Source organism: Streptacidiphilus rugosus AM-16 (assembly GCF_000744655.1).
GTDB lineage: Bacteria > Actinomycetota > Actinomycetes > Streptomycetales > Streptomycetaceae > Streptacidiphilus > Streptacidiphilus rugosus.
The window spans coordinates 7,080,778-7,096,997 of the sequence record NZ_JQMJ01000004.1; the positions used below are offsets into that span (position 1 = coordinate 7,080,778).

Sequence of the window (16,220 nt, forward strand, 5' to 3'; positions counted from 1 at the left end):
TTCAGGACTCCTTGACGGCGATGGTCTCCACCGTGTTCGCCACATGTTCGAACGCGTCGGCGGCCTCTTCGAGGACGTCGACGATCTGCTTGAGCTTCAGCACCTCGATGGCCTCGTACTGGCCGCTGAACAGGTGCGCCAGCAACTTGCGGTGGATCTGGTCGGCCTGGTTCTCCAGACGGTTGACCTCGATCCAGTACTCCGTCAGGTTCGCCATCGAGCGAAGGTTCGGCATCGCCGCCGCCGTCAGCTCCGCCGCCCGGGAGAGCACCTCGATCTGCTGCTCGACACCCTTGGGCAGCGCGTCGATCTCGTAGAGGACGACGAGATCGACGGCCTCCTCCATGAAGTCCATGATGTCGTCCAGCGAGGAGGCCAGAGAGTAGATGTCCTCGCGGTCGAAGGGCGTGATGAAGGACGAGTTGAGCTGGTGGAAGATCGAGTGTGTGATCTCGTCGCCCGCGTGTTCGGCGGCCCGCATCCGGTCGGCGATCTCCGACCGCGCTGCGACATCGGCGCCGAGCAGCTCCAGCAGGAGCTTGGAGCCGGTGACAAGGTTGTTCGCCGAGGCGGCGAACATGTCATAGAAGCTCGTCTCCCGGGGGGTCAGACGAATACGCACAAAAGTCTCCGAAGTACAGGGGCGGACGTAGCGATGCTAGGCGCTGCGCCCGGACATTGCGCACACCGGGGTGCAACGGCCGACACGGAGTACCTGAAATCATCCTTGCGTACGTACAGGTGGTGGGCAGTATGGCGGGGCCGGACGCAACTAGGGTCACGCGTACGCGCAAGCCTGTGATTCGAAGCGCGCGTTTCGATATCCAGACGTGACCGGTCCACGATGCCGGGCCGCCGCGAGCCCTACCATGGACGGCATGGACGTCGTGGACGTGGACAGCACGAACCAGGACCACGCGGGGCACGTCGGCCCGCACGGCTACAGCGCGCGCAAGGACGAACACGTCAAGCGTCTGCGCCGGATCGAGGGGCAGGTCCGCGGTCTGCAGCGGATGGTCGAGAGCGACACCTACTGCATCGACATCCTCACTCAGGTCTCCGCCAGCACCAAGGCACTCCAGGCCTTCGCACTCAGCCTGCTGGAGGAGCACCTCAAGCACTGCGTCGCGGACGCCGCCGCCCAGGGAGGGCCCGAGGCGGACGAGAAGGTCGCCGAGGCGACGGCCGCGATCGCCCGCCTGCTGCGCTCCTGACCTCTCTGCCCGGCCCTCCCGCCTCCGCTCTCAGGCGGAGGCGGGAGCGGAGGGTGGGTCGTCCTCCTCGCTGACGCGCTGCTGCGGCACGCGCGGGGTCAGCGCCTCCCGTTCGCGTTCCACGCGGAGGATGGTGTCGATCCGTTCGGGGCTGAGCCTCTCACCCGGGGTGGCAGCCGCGGCGATCATGAGGTCGCCGTACATCTCGATCTCCGCCAGGGCGATCGGGTCGTCCGTGGCCACGCACGCCACCTCCTCCCATGGCCCCGAGCTCGCGGGCTGTCGCCTCCGACGGCTAGTCAACTCTTTACAGAGTAGGCAGCCCGGGCCGGGCGTGCATGGCACGTCTGGGCCATTTTGGAGACGGAAGGGGCCGGCCGCCGCTGCCGGAGCCGCGTACGGAGGCCGGATCCTCCCGCGCTACTTGCTGCCCGCCGCGGCGCTCGGCGCCACGATGTCGCCCTGGGCCGGAGTCTCGATCCTCACCGGCGTGCCGAAGGCGGAGAACTCGCTCGTCGAGGTGACCCGGACCTGGTCCTTGGCCGCCGTCGAACCGGCGACCTGGGCGAAGGTGAAGACCTCGACCACCTTGTTGATCCGGCCGTGTTCGTCGAGCCAGACGTCGTAGGGCACCTTCTTCACCGTGAAGGTGTGCGAGGCGAGGGCGAGCCCCACGGCCGCCGGGCCGGCCGCCGCCTTCGCCGCCGCGGCGAGGTCGAGCGTGCCGCGGTAGTGCTTGAGGACCGTTCCGCCCACCGTGGAGGTGTCCACGAGCGTCGCCGTCTCCGCGCCGCGCAGGGCGTCGGAGGCGCTGGCCGGATCCGTCGCGCCGCTGCTGACCAGGTTGCCGTCGCCCAACTGCTGGACCTGGAGCTTGATCCACTTGCCGGCCGGCACCTTGGCCCCGCTGTTCTGCAGGTAGACCACGCCGGGGCTGACGACCTCGTTCAGGTGGCCCGGCGCGCTGGTGCCCGAACCGGCGGGGACCGCGACCTGGACCCTCCCCAGATGCGCCCCGTAGTCGTAGGCGCCGGTGCCGTGCAGCGTCATCTGCTTGGTGGCGGAGACCGTCCGGAGCGTGGTGACGTCCTGGAGGTAGCCGTTGTGCCCGGTGATGTCCGCCGCCGAGCGGACGGCCGTCAGCGGATCGGCGGCGAGGTGGTCGGAGGCCGGGTCGACCGTCTGGGCGTCGCTGCTCGTGCCCGGAGCGGCGCCGGACGAGCAGGAGCTGAGCGCGGCGACGGCGATCGCTGCGACGAGTGCGGCGCGGAGCGGGCGGGACATCGTTTCCTCCAGGACACGGCGTGCGTGTGCGCTGTGACTAACGAGGTCGAGGGGGTGGGGTTACGGCCGTCCGGGTTACCGTTGAATCGTGACGAAAGAGGCGGGTCCCGCCATACCGGCCCAGCGACGTCAGGGAGAACCGATGCACCAGACGTCCGTTGCGGAGAAAGGCGCGTTCGCCGTGGCGAAGTGCAGCTGCGGTTGGCACTCCCCGGCTCGACGTTCCCGCGACAAGGCCCGCAGGGACGCTGCCGAACACCACGCGGACGTCGACGCGTAGCCGTCCGCGCGGAACCCGCTCCCACCGCACCACCGCACCACCGACACCGCCAGGCCCATGCCGCCCGGAGTGCGCCCCTGATTCCCAGGGGATGCAACCCTCCGGGCGGTTTCCTCGTCTACTCCCGCGTAACCACCGGGCGGGACGGTAGAAGGAAGACCATGGGCGACCACGGCAGCACGCGTCGTAATCTCCTGCGGGTCGGCGGCGCGCTCGCCGCCGGCGTCGGCATCGCCGCCTGCGCGGACACGCAGCGTCGGGCCTCCGCATCCGGCTCCGGTTCGGGCTCCGCCTCCGGGGTGTCGAGCGCCAGGGGAACGACGGGCACGCCCCTCGCGGCGACGGGCGCCGACTGGGCCGCGCTGGCCAAGGGACTGGCCGGCCAGCTGATCCGGCCCGGCGACTCCCGCTACGGCGAGGCGGCCGAGCTGTTCCAGCCCCGCTTCGACGCGATCAGGCCCGCCGCGGTCGCGTACGCCGCCTCCCCGCACGACGTCGCCACCTGCCTCGCCTTCGCCCGCCGGTACGGCGTGCCGATCGTGGCGCGGAACGGCGGACACAACTACGCGGGCTGGTCCACCGTCAGCAACGGCCTGGTCGTCGACGTCGGCCGGATGAACACCGTGCAGGCGAACGGGAGCGTCGGAGCCGGGGCACGGCTCGTCGACGTCTACAACGGCCTCGCCGCGTCGGGACGGACGATCCCGGCCGGCTCCTGCCCGAGCGTCGGCGTCAGCGGCCTGACGCTGGGCGGCGGCGTCGGGGTCACCGGTCGCGCCAACGGACTGACCTGCGACAACCTGACCGGCGCAGAGATCGTCACGCCGGACGGCAGGATCCGCGAGGTCAACGCCCATCAGGACGCCGACCTCTTCTGGGCGCTGCGGGGAGCCGGCGGCGGCAACTTCGGCGTGGTCACCCGCCTCGACTTCCGCACCCACCCCGCCGACGACTGCAGCTACGGCTTCCTCTCCTGGCCCTGGTCGAAGGCCGCCGCGGTGATCCAGGCCTGGCAGGCCTGGGCCCCCACCGCGCCGGACGCCCTCTGGGCCAACCTGCACATCAGCGCCTCCTACGACGGCAACCTGCGCATCGCCTCGACGGTCAACCTGCTGGGCGGCTCGCGCACCGAGCTGGGCAACCTGGTCGACCGCCTCTCCGTGCGCCCGAGCAGCGCGTCGCTGCACAGCGCCTCCTACATGACGACCATGGAGGTCATGGGCGGCGTCACCGGCCTCCCGGTGGCCCGTGACCACGTCCACGGCTCACTGCCCGGCCACAACCCGTCCGGCACGCTGGTCCGCTCCTCGTACGGCGCGCGCTCGGACATCTTCACCCGCCGCCTCAGCGGCGCGGGCGCGGCGGCGGTGGTCGCCGCGGTGGCCCGCTACCCGCGCAGCGCGCCCTCCGGCGGGCACGGCGCGATCGCCTTCGACGCGCTGGGCGGCGCGATCAACCGCGTCGGGGCGCGGGACACGGCGTTCGTGCACCGCAGCGGGCTCTTCATGGCCCAGTACACCGCGGACTACCCGGCGGGCGTGACGGGCGGCTCGGCGGCGGACCGCAGCTGGGCCTGGCTCAACGGCGCGTGGAACGCGATGCGGCCGTACGCCGGCGGCGAGGCCTACCAGAACTACGCCGACCCGCAGCTGCGCAACTGGGAACAGGCCTACTACGGCGCGAACGCGCCCCGCCTCCGCCAGGTGAAGAAGGCCTACGACCCCACCGGCCTCTTCCGCTTCCCCCAGGGCATCCCTCTGGCGTAGTGCACGCCGGGCCTGCGGAGAGTGGCAACACACCGGGGGCGCGCGGCTCGGCTGATCTCTGCGCCTCCGGCGCGCCACGTTCCTGCGAGGGGAAGGTGCGACCCCAGGGGCGCGGGGCTGTGCTTGATCCACTGAGTCCGCGACAAGCCACCCGTCCAGGCAGAGCCCCGAACGCGCGGGGCCATCCTCCTCCGGGTGGTTGCTCGCGCCCCTGGAGGTCCCTGCAACGGGCTCGGGTGCGTCAGAGCTACGCCGCGAGGTCCTGGGGGCCGTTCGGGGTGGTGTCAGGAGTGCCCGCGGCGACCGCGCGCACCTGGGGACCGCCACGGCGGGTGCCGCGGGTCCTCGCGGTGACGAGGGGGGCCAGCGAGGACCGCGTCAGGGCGTGGGTGAACTGCGTGAGCACGGCCATCGCGACCGGCGCGAGCAACAGCACCGTCGCCGCTGCGAGCGCGAAGCCGCCGAGGATGTCGGACGGGTAGTGCACCCCGACGAACATCCGCAGCAGGCCCTCCAGGCAGGCCAGCCCCACCCCGATCAGCCCCAACCGCCGGTTGACCAGCAGCAGGCCGATCGCGACCGCCATCGTGAAGGTCGCGTGATCGCTGGCGAACGAGCCGTTCGCCTGGTGCTCCATCAGCAGGTGGATCTGGCCGGGGTGGTCGACGAACGGTCTGGGCCGTTGGACCATCGCCCGCACCGGGACGTTCATCAGCAGCGCGAGCCCCGCGGCGAGCCCCGCCCACAGCACTCCGGCGACCCCGACCGGCGCGTCCGCGGTCCGTCGGGCCCGCAGCCAGGCGTAGAGCAGGAGCAGGACGGACGCCAGCGGCACGCCGTACTCGCCGAGGTAGGCGAGCGCGGAGTCCAGAGCGTGCGGCAGATGCGCGGACAGCCCGTTGACGGCCGAGACCACCGACCAGTCGAGGGTCCCTCCGCCACCGCTGTCGGCCAGTAGCGTGACCACCCCGCACCTCCGCTAACACCACTGTGAGCCCGTTGCCGCCAAGCAACCCCCGTTGTGTGCGCCGTTGCACCAAGGTCAAGTGTGCTCGCTCTACTGCGGGCACAACGGAACGAATGCCCCAAAGCGTTCCGCTTAGGCGCGAAGTTATCGGAATGTTGCCCTTCGCTCACGGGACCGGCACAACCGGCGCGTCGTGCGTCAGTGCCCGTTGGCGATGGTGCCGTTCAGCTGGACGGTCGGCATGGCGTTCGCACTGGACCCGGTGACGCGGGTGGCGCCGAAGTAGTCGCCCTCGGAGTCGATCGAGTCGAAGCGGATCACGGCGCCCGTGTGCGGGGCGTTGATCATGTAGCCGCCGCCGACGTAGATCCCGACATGGTGGATCTGCGAGGGGTCGTGCGGGTCGTGCGAGAAGAAGACCAGGTCCCCCGGCAGGAGTTGGCTGCGGCTCGGATGCGGGCCCGCGTACCACTGGTCCGCCGCGACACGCGGCAGCGCGATGCCGACGCTCTTGTAGGCCGCCTGGGTGAGCCCGCTGCAGTCGAACCGGTAGCCCTGCGAGGCCAGTCCCTCGCCGCCCCACTGGTACGGCGTGCCGAGCTTGGACTGGGCGAAGTAGATCGCGCCCTCCGCCTGGGCGGACACGCTCATCGTCGTCGCGGCGGTGAACGACTGCGCGAGCTTCTTGATGTTGGCGACGTAGTGCTGCGTCTCCGCGATCGGCGGCACCCCGCCCGCGCTGATCACCGCGTACGGGCCGGCGTTGTAGGCCGCCAGCATGTTGGCCTGCTTGTCACCCGGCACGGCCGCCGTGTCCTTGGCGAGCTGGCAGTCGTAGGACGCCGCGGAGGGGATCGCGTCGGCCGGATTCCACGGGCTGGGCGTGTGGCTGTGGGTCGGGTCGATCCCGTAGATCTTCCAGGTGCCCGGCATGAACTGCGCTATCCCCTGCGCGCCGACCGGGCTCTGCGCGGTCGCGCTGAAGCCGCTCTCCTGGAACAACTGCGCCGCCAGCAGAGGCGGCGTCAGCTCGGGGCAGAGACTGCCCCACTGCTGGATCAGCCCGGTGTATGCGGTGGGAACCGTCCCCGGCGCGAGGGAGAGCGTGCCCTGCGCGGCCGCCTGGTTGATGTTCCCCGCCGTGATCATCACGGCCGAGACGAACGCGGCGAACAGCGCCACCACCGCGCCGGCCACACCGCCGCCGACGAGCGCGGCCCTGCGTGGAACCGCCATCAGGTGCCTCCGGGCCGTCGATCGGGTGGTTCGCCGCGGTCGCGGCGGCTACGCGGCGTCATATTGGCTTATATGAGCGGTCAGTAGGGCAGGAGCAGGGGCGAAAGCCCCTCCGGTCGTCTCCGGACAGTGTCGGCGAGAGCGTTGCCGATGGCAATCACCGGTGATACAGAGAGTTAGCGGTAGGGTCGATCGGGCGACGTCAGGGGTTCCGCGCACTCCGGCGGACCCCCATCGTGGCAGTTGTGACGAGCGCCTCGGGAGGGAACCTCCGCAAAGTGGCCAAGTCGACATCGGATCTGGCCAAGAATGGGGCAGAGCTCTTCGCCACGGCCGGGCCTTGGGCTTTGAATGATGATCAGGTGGGTGGTTGCGTTGTATCTGAGTGCGGGTAACAAGGGTGACATCAACACCATCATTGGCGGGATCGCGCCCAACTGGGGCCCGTTCGCCAATCTGGGCACGCAGGCCCGGACGATGGTGGAGGTCGTGATGGCGGTGGCCATTCTCGGCTGCCTGGCGATCGCGATCTGGGGCGCCGCAAAGCAGCGCATCGGCGCGACGGCGCTGCGCGACACCTTCAGCGCCGAACAGGGCAAAGGGCTGATCATCGCCGGGCTGACCGGCGTGTTCATCATCGGATCGCTGGGGACGCTCTTCACCATTGTGTATGGAATGGCGATCTGACTAGTCGTCCGAGTCCCCTAGCCCGAAATGACTAGTCCGGATCGGTGAATCCCCGCCCACGGGTCACCGTCCGGGTGTCAGAGTTGACGCATGCCCCACCCCGGGGTGCGCGCCGCCTGCCCACCTGCCCGCCCACCTCGTCCCAAGGGGGCTGCCGTGTCCGTCTCCGACGACCAGCCGCACACACGTACCCGCCTCCCGGCGGGCGACCAGCCGCTCGGGCCGCAGGCCCCTGGGCTGAAGCGGCTGCGGTTGTTGGGCGGCGTGTTCGTCGTGGTGTTCCTGCTGGTGATCGCCGTCGCGGTGATCAACCGCAGCAACGGCGGCGGTGCCAACGGCGCGAACGGCGGCGGCACCTCCAACGACACCGGCAACGGCGGCACCCACGCCTCGTCCACGGCCCCGACGGGCACCCAGCCGGTGACGACGACGGCCAACGGCATCGGGGTCCAGTACCCCCACACCAGCGAGGGCGCGCAGAGCGCGGCGGCGAACTATTCGGTGGCCCTCGGCTCCAGCGACATGTACGCCACGGCGAGCCGCCACGCGATCCTGCAGACGGTGACAGACCCGTCCGTGACCTCCACCCTGCAGACCAGCTTCGACGCGTCCTACGACGCCCAGGCCGCCAAGCTGGGACTGACGAACGGTCATGGGCCGAACGGCCTGGTCTTCGTCTGCCGTCCGAACCCGGTCGGCACCAAGGTCGACAGTTACGCCCAGGACAAGGCGACGGTCGAGATCTGGACCAACGGCCTGATCGGCCTCGCCGGCTCGGGGTCGACCCAGCCGGTCACCGAGTTCTGGTTCACCATGACGCTGGAGCTGCACTGGGTGGGGGGCGACTGGAAGGTGCTGAGCTTCTCACAGGTCGACGGCCCCACTCCGGTCAGCGGCAACCAGAAGGTCTCCGACTTCAACGCCATCGCCAATGCCGCCACGCAGTTCGGAGGGTTCCGCTATGCCCGTTGACCTCCGCAGATTGATCCCGCTCGCCACGGGCATGGCGGCGGTGCAGACTCTGCTGCTCACCGGCTTCGCCGCAGCGGCTTCCCCGAGCCCGACGCCTGCACCTTCCAAGGCCAACTGCAACGGACTGATCGGCTTCGCCAAGCAGTTCTGCGAGCAGGGGGCCAACACCAACACCCCCTCAGGCAACGGCCTCCCCGGCTCCGTCGATCCCGTCCAGTCGCTCGCCGACAGCTGCGCGAAAGCCGCCGCCTGGATCGTGCGCAAGCTCTCCGCCGGGATCGACAGCACCAGCAACGTCGACTTCACCAACGCCGCGTTCCTCAAGCAGTACGCCATCGTCTTCGCCGCCGCGACCTTCCTCACCCTCCTGCTGTGGCTGCTCGCCATCACCAAGCGCGCAGCCCGTGGCGTACCCCTGCACACCGCGTTCGGTGAGGCCATCGGGTTCCTCTGGCTGACCGTGATCGCGTCCGCGTTCACCCCGCTGATCCTCTACACCGTGGTCAGCGCCACCGACGGGCTCACCGAGGGCATCGCCGCGGGGACGAAGACCGATACCGCGACCTACCTCGGCACCTTCGCCGACACCCTCACCTCGGGGAGGATCGGCGGCGGGCCGATCATCCTGGTGCTGGTCTCGCTCATCGCGATCCTCGCGGCCGCCGTCGTCTGGCTGGAGATGTGGGTGCGCACCGCGATGCTCTACATCGGCGCCCTGCTGGGGACCGTCGTCTACGCCGGGCTCGTCGACAAGCAGCTGTGGAAGCACGTGCGGCGCTGGGCCGGGCTCATGATCGCGATCATCCTGATCAAGCCGGTCATCGTCATCGTGCTCGGGCTGGCCGGGGCGATCGCCTCCTCCGCCGGGGCCAACGACGCGTTCTCCACCGTCACCTCCGGTGTCGCCATCCTGGTGCTCTCGATCTTCGCCAGCTCCGTGATCTACCGCTTCGTGCCCGGCTTCGGCGACGACATGGTCGCCATGCGCCGGGCGCGCGCGCAGGCCGTCAGCGCCGGGCGCGCCGTCGTGAACGGGCCGGCGAACTTCATGAAGCAGGGCATCAACACCCACGCCGGCCGTGACGGCGAGTCCGGCGGCGGCAGCGGTGGCGGCAGCGCCGCCGGCGGCGTGCAGCCCGGCATCGCCGCACACGCGACCCGTAACACGCCGGCTCCGCCGGCCCAGGGCGGCGGGCCCGACCAGGCAGCTGCTGCCCGTACCACCAGCACGTTCGCCAAGGGAGGCGGGAACCAGCCGTGACCACCCCACCTGTCGGGCAGTACCGGCGCACGTATCTGATCGGGAAGGCCAAGCCCAACGCGGTCATCGGCCGCAACCGCGAGGGCGGCGAGATCTTCCTGATCATCTTCTGCGCCTTCCTCGGCATGATGTGGGGCATCCTCGTCCCGGTCCTGCCGATCCGGCTGCTCGGGCTGATCGGCCTGCCGGTGATCGGCTTCGCGATCGTCTACGTCCCCTACCGCAAGCGGACCTTCTACAAGTGGGCCGAGATCAACCGCAGCTACAAGCGGATCTCGCGGTCCTCCTCCTTCCGCTCCGGCGCGATGGAGGCGGGAACGCGGCTCGCGGGCGGCGAGGTCGAGGTCGGCCCGCCGCCGGGGATCGGCCGGATCCGCTGGCTGGCCGCGCCCTTCGGGCCCGACGAGGTCGCCGTGCTGCTGCACCTCGACCGCCGCACCGTCACCGCCGCGATCGAGATCGAGGGGCCCGGCGTCGGTCTGCGCGACAGCGAGGACCAGGAAGCCCTGGTGGAACGGTTCGGCACGCTGCTGCGCCACGTCGCCAACGGCGACGGCTTCGTGACCCGGCTGCAGATCCTCGCCCGCACCCTCCCCGCCGACCCCGACGCGCACGCCAAGGACGTCGCCCGGCGCGGTGACGGCGCCGCGCTGGACTGGCTCAAGGAGTCCTACGACCAGTTGCAGGCGATGGTCTCCACCTCCTCCGAGCAGCACCGCGCCTACCTGGTCGCCTGCATGCCGTACACCCGCGAACTCGCGGCCGAGGCCCAGGCCATGGGCCGTACCGCGCACAGCCGCGCGCGCGGCGACGAGGGCCTGGCCGCCGTCATGGCCCGCGAGCTGACCGACATCTGCGCCCGGCTCGCCGAGGCGGACATCCGCGTGCGCCAGCCGCTCGGGCAGGCCAGGCTCTCCTCGCTGCTGCACTCCATGTACGACCCCGACCACCAGATCGACCACATCCAGGCCATGTCCAAGCGCAACGCCTGGCCGGCCGAGCTGGACGCGACCCACCAGCACTTCCTGCAGGCCAAGACCCGTGAGTCGGCGACCCGCGAGCCGTGGTGCCACGCCACCGCGTGGATCAAGGAGTGGCCGCTGACGCCCGTCGGCGTGAACTTCCTGGCCCCGCTGCTCGTGCACACCCCTGACGTGATCCGGACCGTGGCCGTCTGCATGGACCTGGAGCCCACGGACGTCGCCATCGAGCGGATGCTGACCGAGAAGACCAACGACGAGGCCGAGGCCAGCCGCGCCGCGAAGATGAACCGGACCGTCGACCCGCGCGACCTGGCCCACACCGGCCGCGTCGACCAGCGCGGCGAGGATCTGGCGTCGGGGGCGGCCGGGGTGAACCTGGTGGGCTACATCACCGTCAGTTCGCGCTCTCCGGAGGCGCTGGCGCGCGACAAGCGCACCATTCGCGCCTCTTCCGGCAAGAGCTATCTCAAGCTGGAATGGTGCGACCGGGAGCACCACCGCGCCTTCGTCAACACGCTCCCCTTCGCCACCGGCATCCGCCGCTGACCCCCTAAGCACGCTCGAACCACTGGAGGCCGGCCATGGCAGCACCACTCGGAGGCATGACCGAGGGGTTCACCAGCTTTCTCTTCGGCAAGATCGAGACGACCCGGCTCCCGGTGCGCACCTCCACCGGCCAGGCGCAGGCCGTCTACCTGCCGACGGCCGCTCCCGGGCTCGGCGACTCGGGCGTCATCATCGGCCGTGAGGTCTACAGCGGCAAGGGCTACGTCTACGACCCCTTCCAGCTCTACGGCCAGCAACTGCCGGCTCCGCACTGGCTGGTGCTGGGGGAGTCCGGCAACGGCAAGTCCGCGCTGGAGAAGACCTACGTCCTGCGGCAGCTGCGGTTCCGCGACCGGCAGGTCGTGGTCCTGGACGCACAGGGCGAGGACGGCGTCGGCGAGTGGAACCTCATCGCCCGGGCCCTGGGGATAACTCCGGTCAGGCTCGACCCGATGGCCGCGATGGCCGGCGGCGTGAAGCTCAACCCGCTCGACCCGGCGATCACCACGACGGGCCAGCTGGCGCTGCTGCGCACCATCATCGAGGTCGCGATGGGTCGCAGCCTGGAGGAGCGGGCCGGGTTCGCGCTCAAGGCCGCGCACGCGCACGTCACCGCGACGGTGACGGACCGCCAGCCCGTGCTCGGCGACATCATCGACGCGCTGCGGACCCCGAACACCGACTCGATCGACGCGCTTGGCGTCTCCCTCGACGAGATCCAGACCTGGGGCCTGGACGTCGCCCTGGTCCTGGACCGCCTCGTCGACGGCGACCTGCGCGGCATGTTCGACGGCCCGACGACGACCGGCATCGACCTGGACGCGCCGCTGATCGTCTTCGACCTCTCCCACATCGACCGCAACTCGATCGCGATGCCGATCCTGATGGCGATCGTGGGCGTCTGGCTGGAGCACACCTGGATCCGGCCGGACCGGCGCAAGCGCATCTTCCTGGTGGAGGAGGCGTGGCACATCATCAACTCGCCGTTCGTGGCGCAGCTGTTCCAGCGGCTGCTGAAGTTCGGGCGGCGGCTCGGCCTCTCCTTCATCGCGGTGGTGCACCACCTCTCCGACGTGGTCGACGGCGCGGCCGCGAAGGAGGCGTCGGCGATCCTGAAGATGGCCTCGACCAGGACCATCTACATGCAGAAGGCCGACGAGGCGAGAGCCACCGGCCGGGTGCTGGGGCTGCCACGCTGGGCGGTCGAGATCATTCCGACGCTCTCGCCGGGCATCGCGGTCTGGGACGTCAACGGCAACGTGCAGGTGGTGAAGCACATCATCACGGAGCTCGAACGCCCGCTGGTCTTCACGGACCGGGCCATGACGGAGGACGCGATCGCAGAACGGACCCGCGCCTCGCAGCAGCTCGCCGACGACCCGGCGGCGTGATGGCCTCCGCGCCACCGCCGCCGCGCGGCGTCCAGGGCCGCGGCGGTTCGCCCACCGGCGGCCCCTCGGGCGCGCCGTCGGGCGGGCGCGGCATTCCTGACGGGGCGATCGTCGGCCTGCTCGCCTTCCTGCTCGGGACGACGGCGCTGTTCTGGGCCGCAACCGCGCTGGGCGGCGTGATCTCGCACGGACAGCTGCCCCATCCGTTGCCCTTCACCTCGACGGCGGGCGCGATCCGGCATCTGGCGACGGCGCCGAACGACCTCCCCGGCGCCTGGCCCACGACCGTGCGGGCCACGCTCCCTTCACCGCTCGCGTTCTGGCTCACCTTCTTCGCCCTGCTCGCGCTGATCCTCGCCGTCCTGCTCACCCTGGCGACGGCCCGTGCCCGGCACCGGGCGACGCTCGCCGCCGCGGCGGCCGGCGGCCCGCACCCGCCGGCCCAGCGCCGACCGGAGCCCTCAGCCGCTGTGACACCCGCCACCGCTGTGACGCCGACGGCGGCGCCGGTCGGCGGCGGCACGCGCCTGCGGAAGGCGAGCGGGACGGCCGCGCCGGGCGCGCGAGTGTCGGCCGACGCCGCAGGGGCCCGGTCCGGCGAGGGCCGGTCACCGCAGCAGGTGTCGGCGCCGACCTTCGGCCCGCCCTGGGCCGCCGCCGAGAACGGCCTGTCCACAGGCGCCACCGGCACGGTCCCGCCGGCGCCCCGTCCCGCCGCACCCGTCGTTCCCGGTCCGGCCGCTCAACCCCCCGCCGCGGCAGGGCTCGACGAGAACCGCACCTACCTGCCGGGACAGAGCGCGCCGGGGTCGGTCAGGCGCGGCATGCCGCCGGTCGCGCCCATGCCGCCGATGCCGACCAGGCCGCCGGCGCCGCCGGCCCGCTTCGTGCTGCCCGAGGGAACCACCTGTGTCCTCGCCCCCGAGGCGAGCGCCGCGGCCCGGCTCGCGCTGCTGGGCGAAGTGATCGCCGACGCCAAGACCGACCCGCTGCTCGTCGTCGGCGCCGATCCGGCTCTCTGGGAGGGGCGGCCGCCCTACCGGCGCGCGGCACGGTTCGACCCGCAGCAACTCACCGGCGAGGACCCGGAGCAGCCCCGGGGCCGCTGGGCCCCGCACAGCGGTTGCGAGGACACCCTCGTCGCGACCGTCCGCGCCCACGCGCTGCTGCTCCCCACCGCGCGCCCTGCCGCTGACGCCGAGGAGCAGGGCGTCCGCGATCTGGCGGAAACGCTTCTGCGCTGCTGGCTGCACGCCGCCGCCCTCGGCGGCCGGCCGTTCCGTCATGTCGCCCGCTGGGCCTCGGCGGGCGGCGGAGCCGCCCGGCAGGAGGCGGTGGCGATACTCAACACCACCGACGCGCACCGCTCCGGCGAGGGCTGGGGCGGATTGCTCCAGGCCGCCCTGCTGCGGCCCGCCCCCGCCCTCGACGCCGCACTCGCCCGGGTGCGGGCGGCCCTCGGCGCGCTGGCCGAGCTCCACATCCTGACCGCCTGCACGCCCACCTCGCCCTCCACGGCACTCGACCCCGGCATGCTGCTGCGCGCCGGGGAGGCGAACAGCCTCTACGTCCTCGGCAACGCCGGCGACACCCGTCTGCGGGAGCCCGGCGACAAGGCCCCGCCGGCGCACGCGGCGATGCCGCTGCTGACCGCCCTGGTGGACGACGTCTTCGAGCGGGCCAGGCGCACCGCGGTCCGCTCCTCCGGCGGGCGGCTCGACCCGGCGCTGACGTTCGTCCTGGACGACATCGCCGCCGTGGCCCCCTTCCCCGGACTGCCCGACCTGATGGCGCGCGGCGGCCCGCTCGGACTGCGGGCGCTGGCCCTGCTCCGCTCCCCCGAGCAGGCTCGCGCTCGCTGGGGCGACCGCGCCGTCCACAGCCTGTGGACGAACGCCGACCATCGCGCCGTCCTCGGTCCGCTCGCACCGGAGCCCCTCGCCGCCCTCCTCGCGGCCGTCGGCTCGCTGGGCGATTCCCCTCAAGGCGGCCTGGACCGGGACGAACTCCTCCTGCTGCCCGGACGACGGACCGGCACCCCGCAACGTTTCCGCATCACCGCCCAGGTCCGCTGACCTTCGGCCCTGCCGCTGGGTCGGGCACTGCCGTACGCTCGTCTCTCCTGACACTCGGACGAAGGACCACCAGAGAGATGAGCAGCAACGGGGGTTGGTGGCAGCCCACTCCGCCGCCCGGACGACCGGCGGCGGGACCCGGGGGCCGGGTTGGCAGGGCCCGCCCGGCGGACCGGGTGGCCCGGCCGGACCGTGGGGCTTCTTCCCGCAGGCGCCCAAACCCGGCGTCATACCGCTGCGCCCGCTCAACGTCGGCGAGATCGTCCAGGCGGTCTTCACCACCATCCGCTACAACTTCCTCGCGGTGTACGGGCCTGTGCTCATCACCGGGCTGGGGGTGCTCGCCGTCCTCGGCGTCGTGGGCGGGATCCTCTACTCCCCGCTCCACTCCTTCTGGGTCGACGCACACGACAACATCGGCACCTACGGCTGGGAGCCGAGTGCCGGTGAATGGGCGAGCCTGGGCGTCGCCATGGGCGTCCTGCTGCTGGTGTTCAGCCTCGGCTACCTGGCGATGTACGTCAGCTCCTCGCTCACGAGCATCGCGACGCTGCGTCACGCCGTCGTCGGCCGCAGGGTGACGCTCCGCCAGGTCACCACCGAGAGCCGCCCGCACGTGTGGCGCCTGCTCGGCGCCACCCTGCTGATGTACCTGGTGGCCATGGGCGGAATGATCGTCACCGCCGTGCTGGTCATTCTGATCGACCTCGTCACGCAGTCGCCCGGACCGGTCATCGGCTTCGGCCTGCTTCTCTACCTCGCCGCCGCTGCCTGGGGCGTCTACGCCCAGATCCGCCTGATCCCGATGACCAGCGTGGTCATCCTCGAGGGCGCCCGCCCGGTGGCGGCCCTTCGCCGCGCCTGGCGGCTCAACGAAGGCGCCTGGTGGCGCTCGTTCGGCGTCACCCTGGTCATGCTCCTGCTGGTCGGCATCGCCAGCCAGGTCGTCATGATGCCCTACCAGCTCTTCACCAGTTCGGTCTCCGGCTTCACCCCGCCCACGGGCGGCCCGCTCGACTCCGCCCAGCTGCAGCAGCTCATGGCGGCCGAACTGCTGGACATCGCGTTGGTGACGCCCATGGTCCTGCTCGTCAACCTGGCGACCATCCCGATCACCCCGCTGACCCAGGGGCTCCTGTACATCGACCGCCGCATCCGTCGCGAGAGCCTCGACCTGCAGCTGGCGGAGGAGGCGGGCATCCCGTTCTGGCAGCCTCAGCAGCAGGCTCAGCCGACGGCGCCGCAGGACTATCCCCCGTCGAGCGAGGCCCTCTGACGCTCCGGCGCACAGGCGCACCGGGACGGCGGGCGGGCGGACATGTCCGCCCGCCGTCAGAACTCCGCAATTCCACGGATGCGGAGGCTCCCGCTGCCTGCCTAGCGTGGTGGGGATGTTGCGGGGCGAAGGGGCGCGCGGCTGAGGCGGCTCGACCGACGAGGCGACTCGGAGGCGCTGCCGAGGACGGTTCCGGTGGACGGAAGGGCTCGGTCCTGCGCGGGTTCGGGCACGACGTCGCGGACCGGCCCTGACCCCGCGTCCGCCCGACCGTCGCCGCTG

The 16,220-nt window shown here is 71.4% G+C and carries 14 protein-coding genes; 9 read left to right on the top strand and 5 right to left on the bottom strand.

Annotation, left to right across the window (positions count from 1 at the left end; translation table 11 throughout):
• Position 1: 1 nt before the first annotated feature.
• Positions 2-622 (bottom strand): DUF47 domain-containing protein, encoded by a 621-nt coding sequence (locus tag BS83_RS40930; protein ID WP_037608489.1) that lies wholly within the window; start codon positions 620-622, stop codon positions 2-4.
• A gap of 256 nt (positions 623-878) precedes the next feature.
• Between BS83_RS40930 and BS83_RS40935 the strand changes: the two genes are divergently transcribed.
• Positions 879-1,214 carry a metal-sensitive transcriptional regulator gene (locus BS83_RS40935; protein WP_051945862.1) on the top strand — a complete coding sequence of 112 codons (336 nt, stop codon included), beginning with the start codon at positions 879-881 and terminating at the stop codon, positions 1,212-1,214.
• A gap of 30 nt (positions 1,215-1,244) precedes the next feature.
• Here the strand turns inward: BS83_RS40935 and BS83_RS40940 are convergent, their stop codons facing one another.
• Together BS83_RS40940 and BS83_RS40945 are read right to left on the bottom strand one after the other, a co-directional pair.
• Positions 1,245-1,457, bottom strand: coding sequence for a hypothetical protein (locus BS83_RS40940; protein ID WP_051945280.1), 213 nt, complete (start codon positions 1,455-1,457; stop codon positions 1,245-1,247).
• A gap of 177 nt (positions 1,458-1,634) precedes the next feature.
• Positions 1,635-2,498: a hypothetical protein gene (locus BS83_RS40945; RefSeq protein WP_037608492.1), complete on the bottom strand. Its 864-nt coding sequence runs from the start codon at positions 2,496-2,498 to the stop codon at positions 1,635-1,637.
• A gap of 441 nt (positions 2,499-2,939) precedes the next feature.
• Between BS83_RS40945 and BS83_RS40950 the strand changes: the two genes are divergently transcribed.
• A complete protein-coding gene (locus tag BS83_RS40950) occupies positions 2,940-4,544 on the top strand; it encodes an FAD-binding oxidoreductase (protein ID WP_051945281.1) in 1,605 nt (534 codons plus the stop codon).
• 247 nt (positions 4,545-4,791) lie between these two features.
• Here BS83_RS40950 and BS83_RS40955 read toward each other — a convergent pair whose 3' ends face one another.
• Entirely contained in the window at positions 4,792-5,511 is a 720-nt protein-coding gene (locus tag BS83_RS40955) for a phosphatase PAP2 family protein (RefSeq protein WP_037608493.1), read from the bottom strand.
• A gap of 198 nt (positions 5,512-5,709) precedes the next feature.
• Positions 5,710-6,747, bottom strand: coding sequence for a C40 family peptidase (locus BS83_RS40960; protein WP_051945283.1), 1,038 nt, complete (start codon positions 6,745-6,747; stop codon positions 5,710-5,712).
• Positions 6,748-7,122: 375 nt separating this feature from the next.
• Here BS83_RS40960 and BS83_RS40965 point away from each other — a divergent pair, with 375 nt between their 5' ends.
• The 7 genes from BS83_RS40965 (at position 7,123) to BS83_RS40995 (ending at position 15,938) form a co-directional block, all read left to right on the top strand.
• Positions 7,123-7,434 carry a hypothetical protein gene (locus BS83_RS40965; RefSeq protein ID WP_232248809.1) on the top strand — a complete coding sequence of 104 codons (312 nt, stop codon included), beginning with the start codon at positions 7,123-7,125 and terminating at the stop codon, positions 7,432-7,434.
• 156 nt (positions 7,435-7,590) lie between these two features.
• Positions 7,591-8,406, top strand: coding sequence for a hypothetical protein (locus tag BS83_RS40970; RefSeq protein ID WP_037608494.1), 816 nt, complete (start codon positions 7,591-7,593; stop codon positions 8,404-8,406).
• Entirely contained in the window at positions 8,396-9,667 is a 1,272-nt protein-coding gene (locus BS83_RS40975) for a hypothetical protein (RefSeq protein ID WP_051945285.1), read from the top strand. Before BS83_RS40970 ends, BS83_RS40975 begins: the two co-directional genes overlap by 11 nt.
• Positions 9,664-11,196 carry an SCO6880 family protein gene (locus BS83_RS40980; RefSeq protein ID WP_037608495.1) on the top strand — a complete coding sequence of 511 codons (1,533 nt, stop codon included), beginning with the start codon at positions 9,664-9,666 and terminating at the stop codon, positions 11,194-11,196. Before BS83_RS40975 ends, BS83_RS40980 begins: the two co-directional genes overlap by 4 nt.
• Before the next feature lie 35 nt (positions 11,197-11,231).
• Complete coding sequence (locus tag BS83_RS40985; RefSeq protein ID WP_084714882.1) at positions 11,232-12,587, top strand: ATP-binding protein; 1,356 nt, start codon at positions 11,232-11,234, stop codon at positions 12,585-12,587.
• Entirely contained in the window at positions 12,587-14,662 is a 2,076-nt protein-coding gene (locus BS83_RS40990; protein WP_037608497.1) for a type IV secretory system conjugative DNA transfer family protein, read from the top strand. The genes BS83_RS40985 and BS83_RS40990 overlap by 1 nt, the downstream gene beginning before the upstream one ends.
• Before the next feature lie 97 nt (positions 14,663-14,759).
• The gene (locus BS83_RS40995) at positions 14,760-15,938 is read left to right on the top strand and encodes a hypothetical protein (RefSeq protein ID WP_037608498.1); all 1,179 of its coding nucleotides are present in this window, start codon (positions 14,760-14,762) and stop codon (positions 15,936-15,938) included.
• The last annotated feature ends 282 nt before the right edge of the window (positions 15,939-16,220 follow it).

Bases quoted from the DNA above. Each gene is read 5' to 3' on its own strand.
- BS83_RS40935 (WP_051945862.1), top strand. From the start codon at position 879: ATGGACGTCGTGGACGTGGACAGCACGAACCAGGACCACGCGGGGCAC.
- BS83_RS40945 (WP_037608492.1), bottom strand. From the start codon at position 2,498: ATGTCCCGCCCGCTCCGCGCCGCACTCGTCGCAGCGATCGCCGTCGCC.
- BS83_RS40950 (WP_051945281.1), top strand. From the start codon at position 2,940: ATGGGCGACCACGGCAGCACGCGTCGTAATCTCCTGCGGGTCGGCGGC.
- BS83_RS40960 (WP_051945283.1), bottom strand. From the start codon at position 6,747: ATGGCGGTTCCACGCAGGGCCGCGCTCGTCGGCGGCGGTGTGGCCGGC.
- BS83_RS40975 (WP_051945285.1), top strand. From the start codon at position 8,396: ATGCCCGTTGACCTCCGCAGATTGATCCCGCTCGCCACGGGCATGGCG.
- BS83_RS40985 (WP_084714882.1), top strand. From the start codon at position 11,232: ATGGCAGCACCACTCGGAGGCATGACCGAGGGGTTCACCAGCTTTCTC.
- BS83_RS40990 (WP_037608497.1), top strand. From the start codon at position 12,587: ATGGCCTCCGCGCCACCGCCGCCGCGCGGCGTCCAGGGCCGCGGCGGT.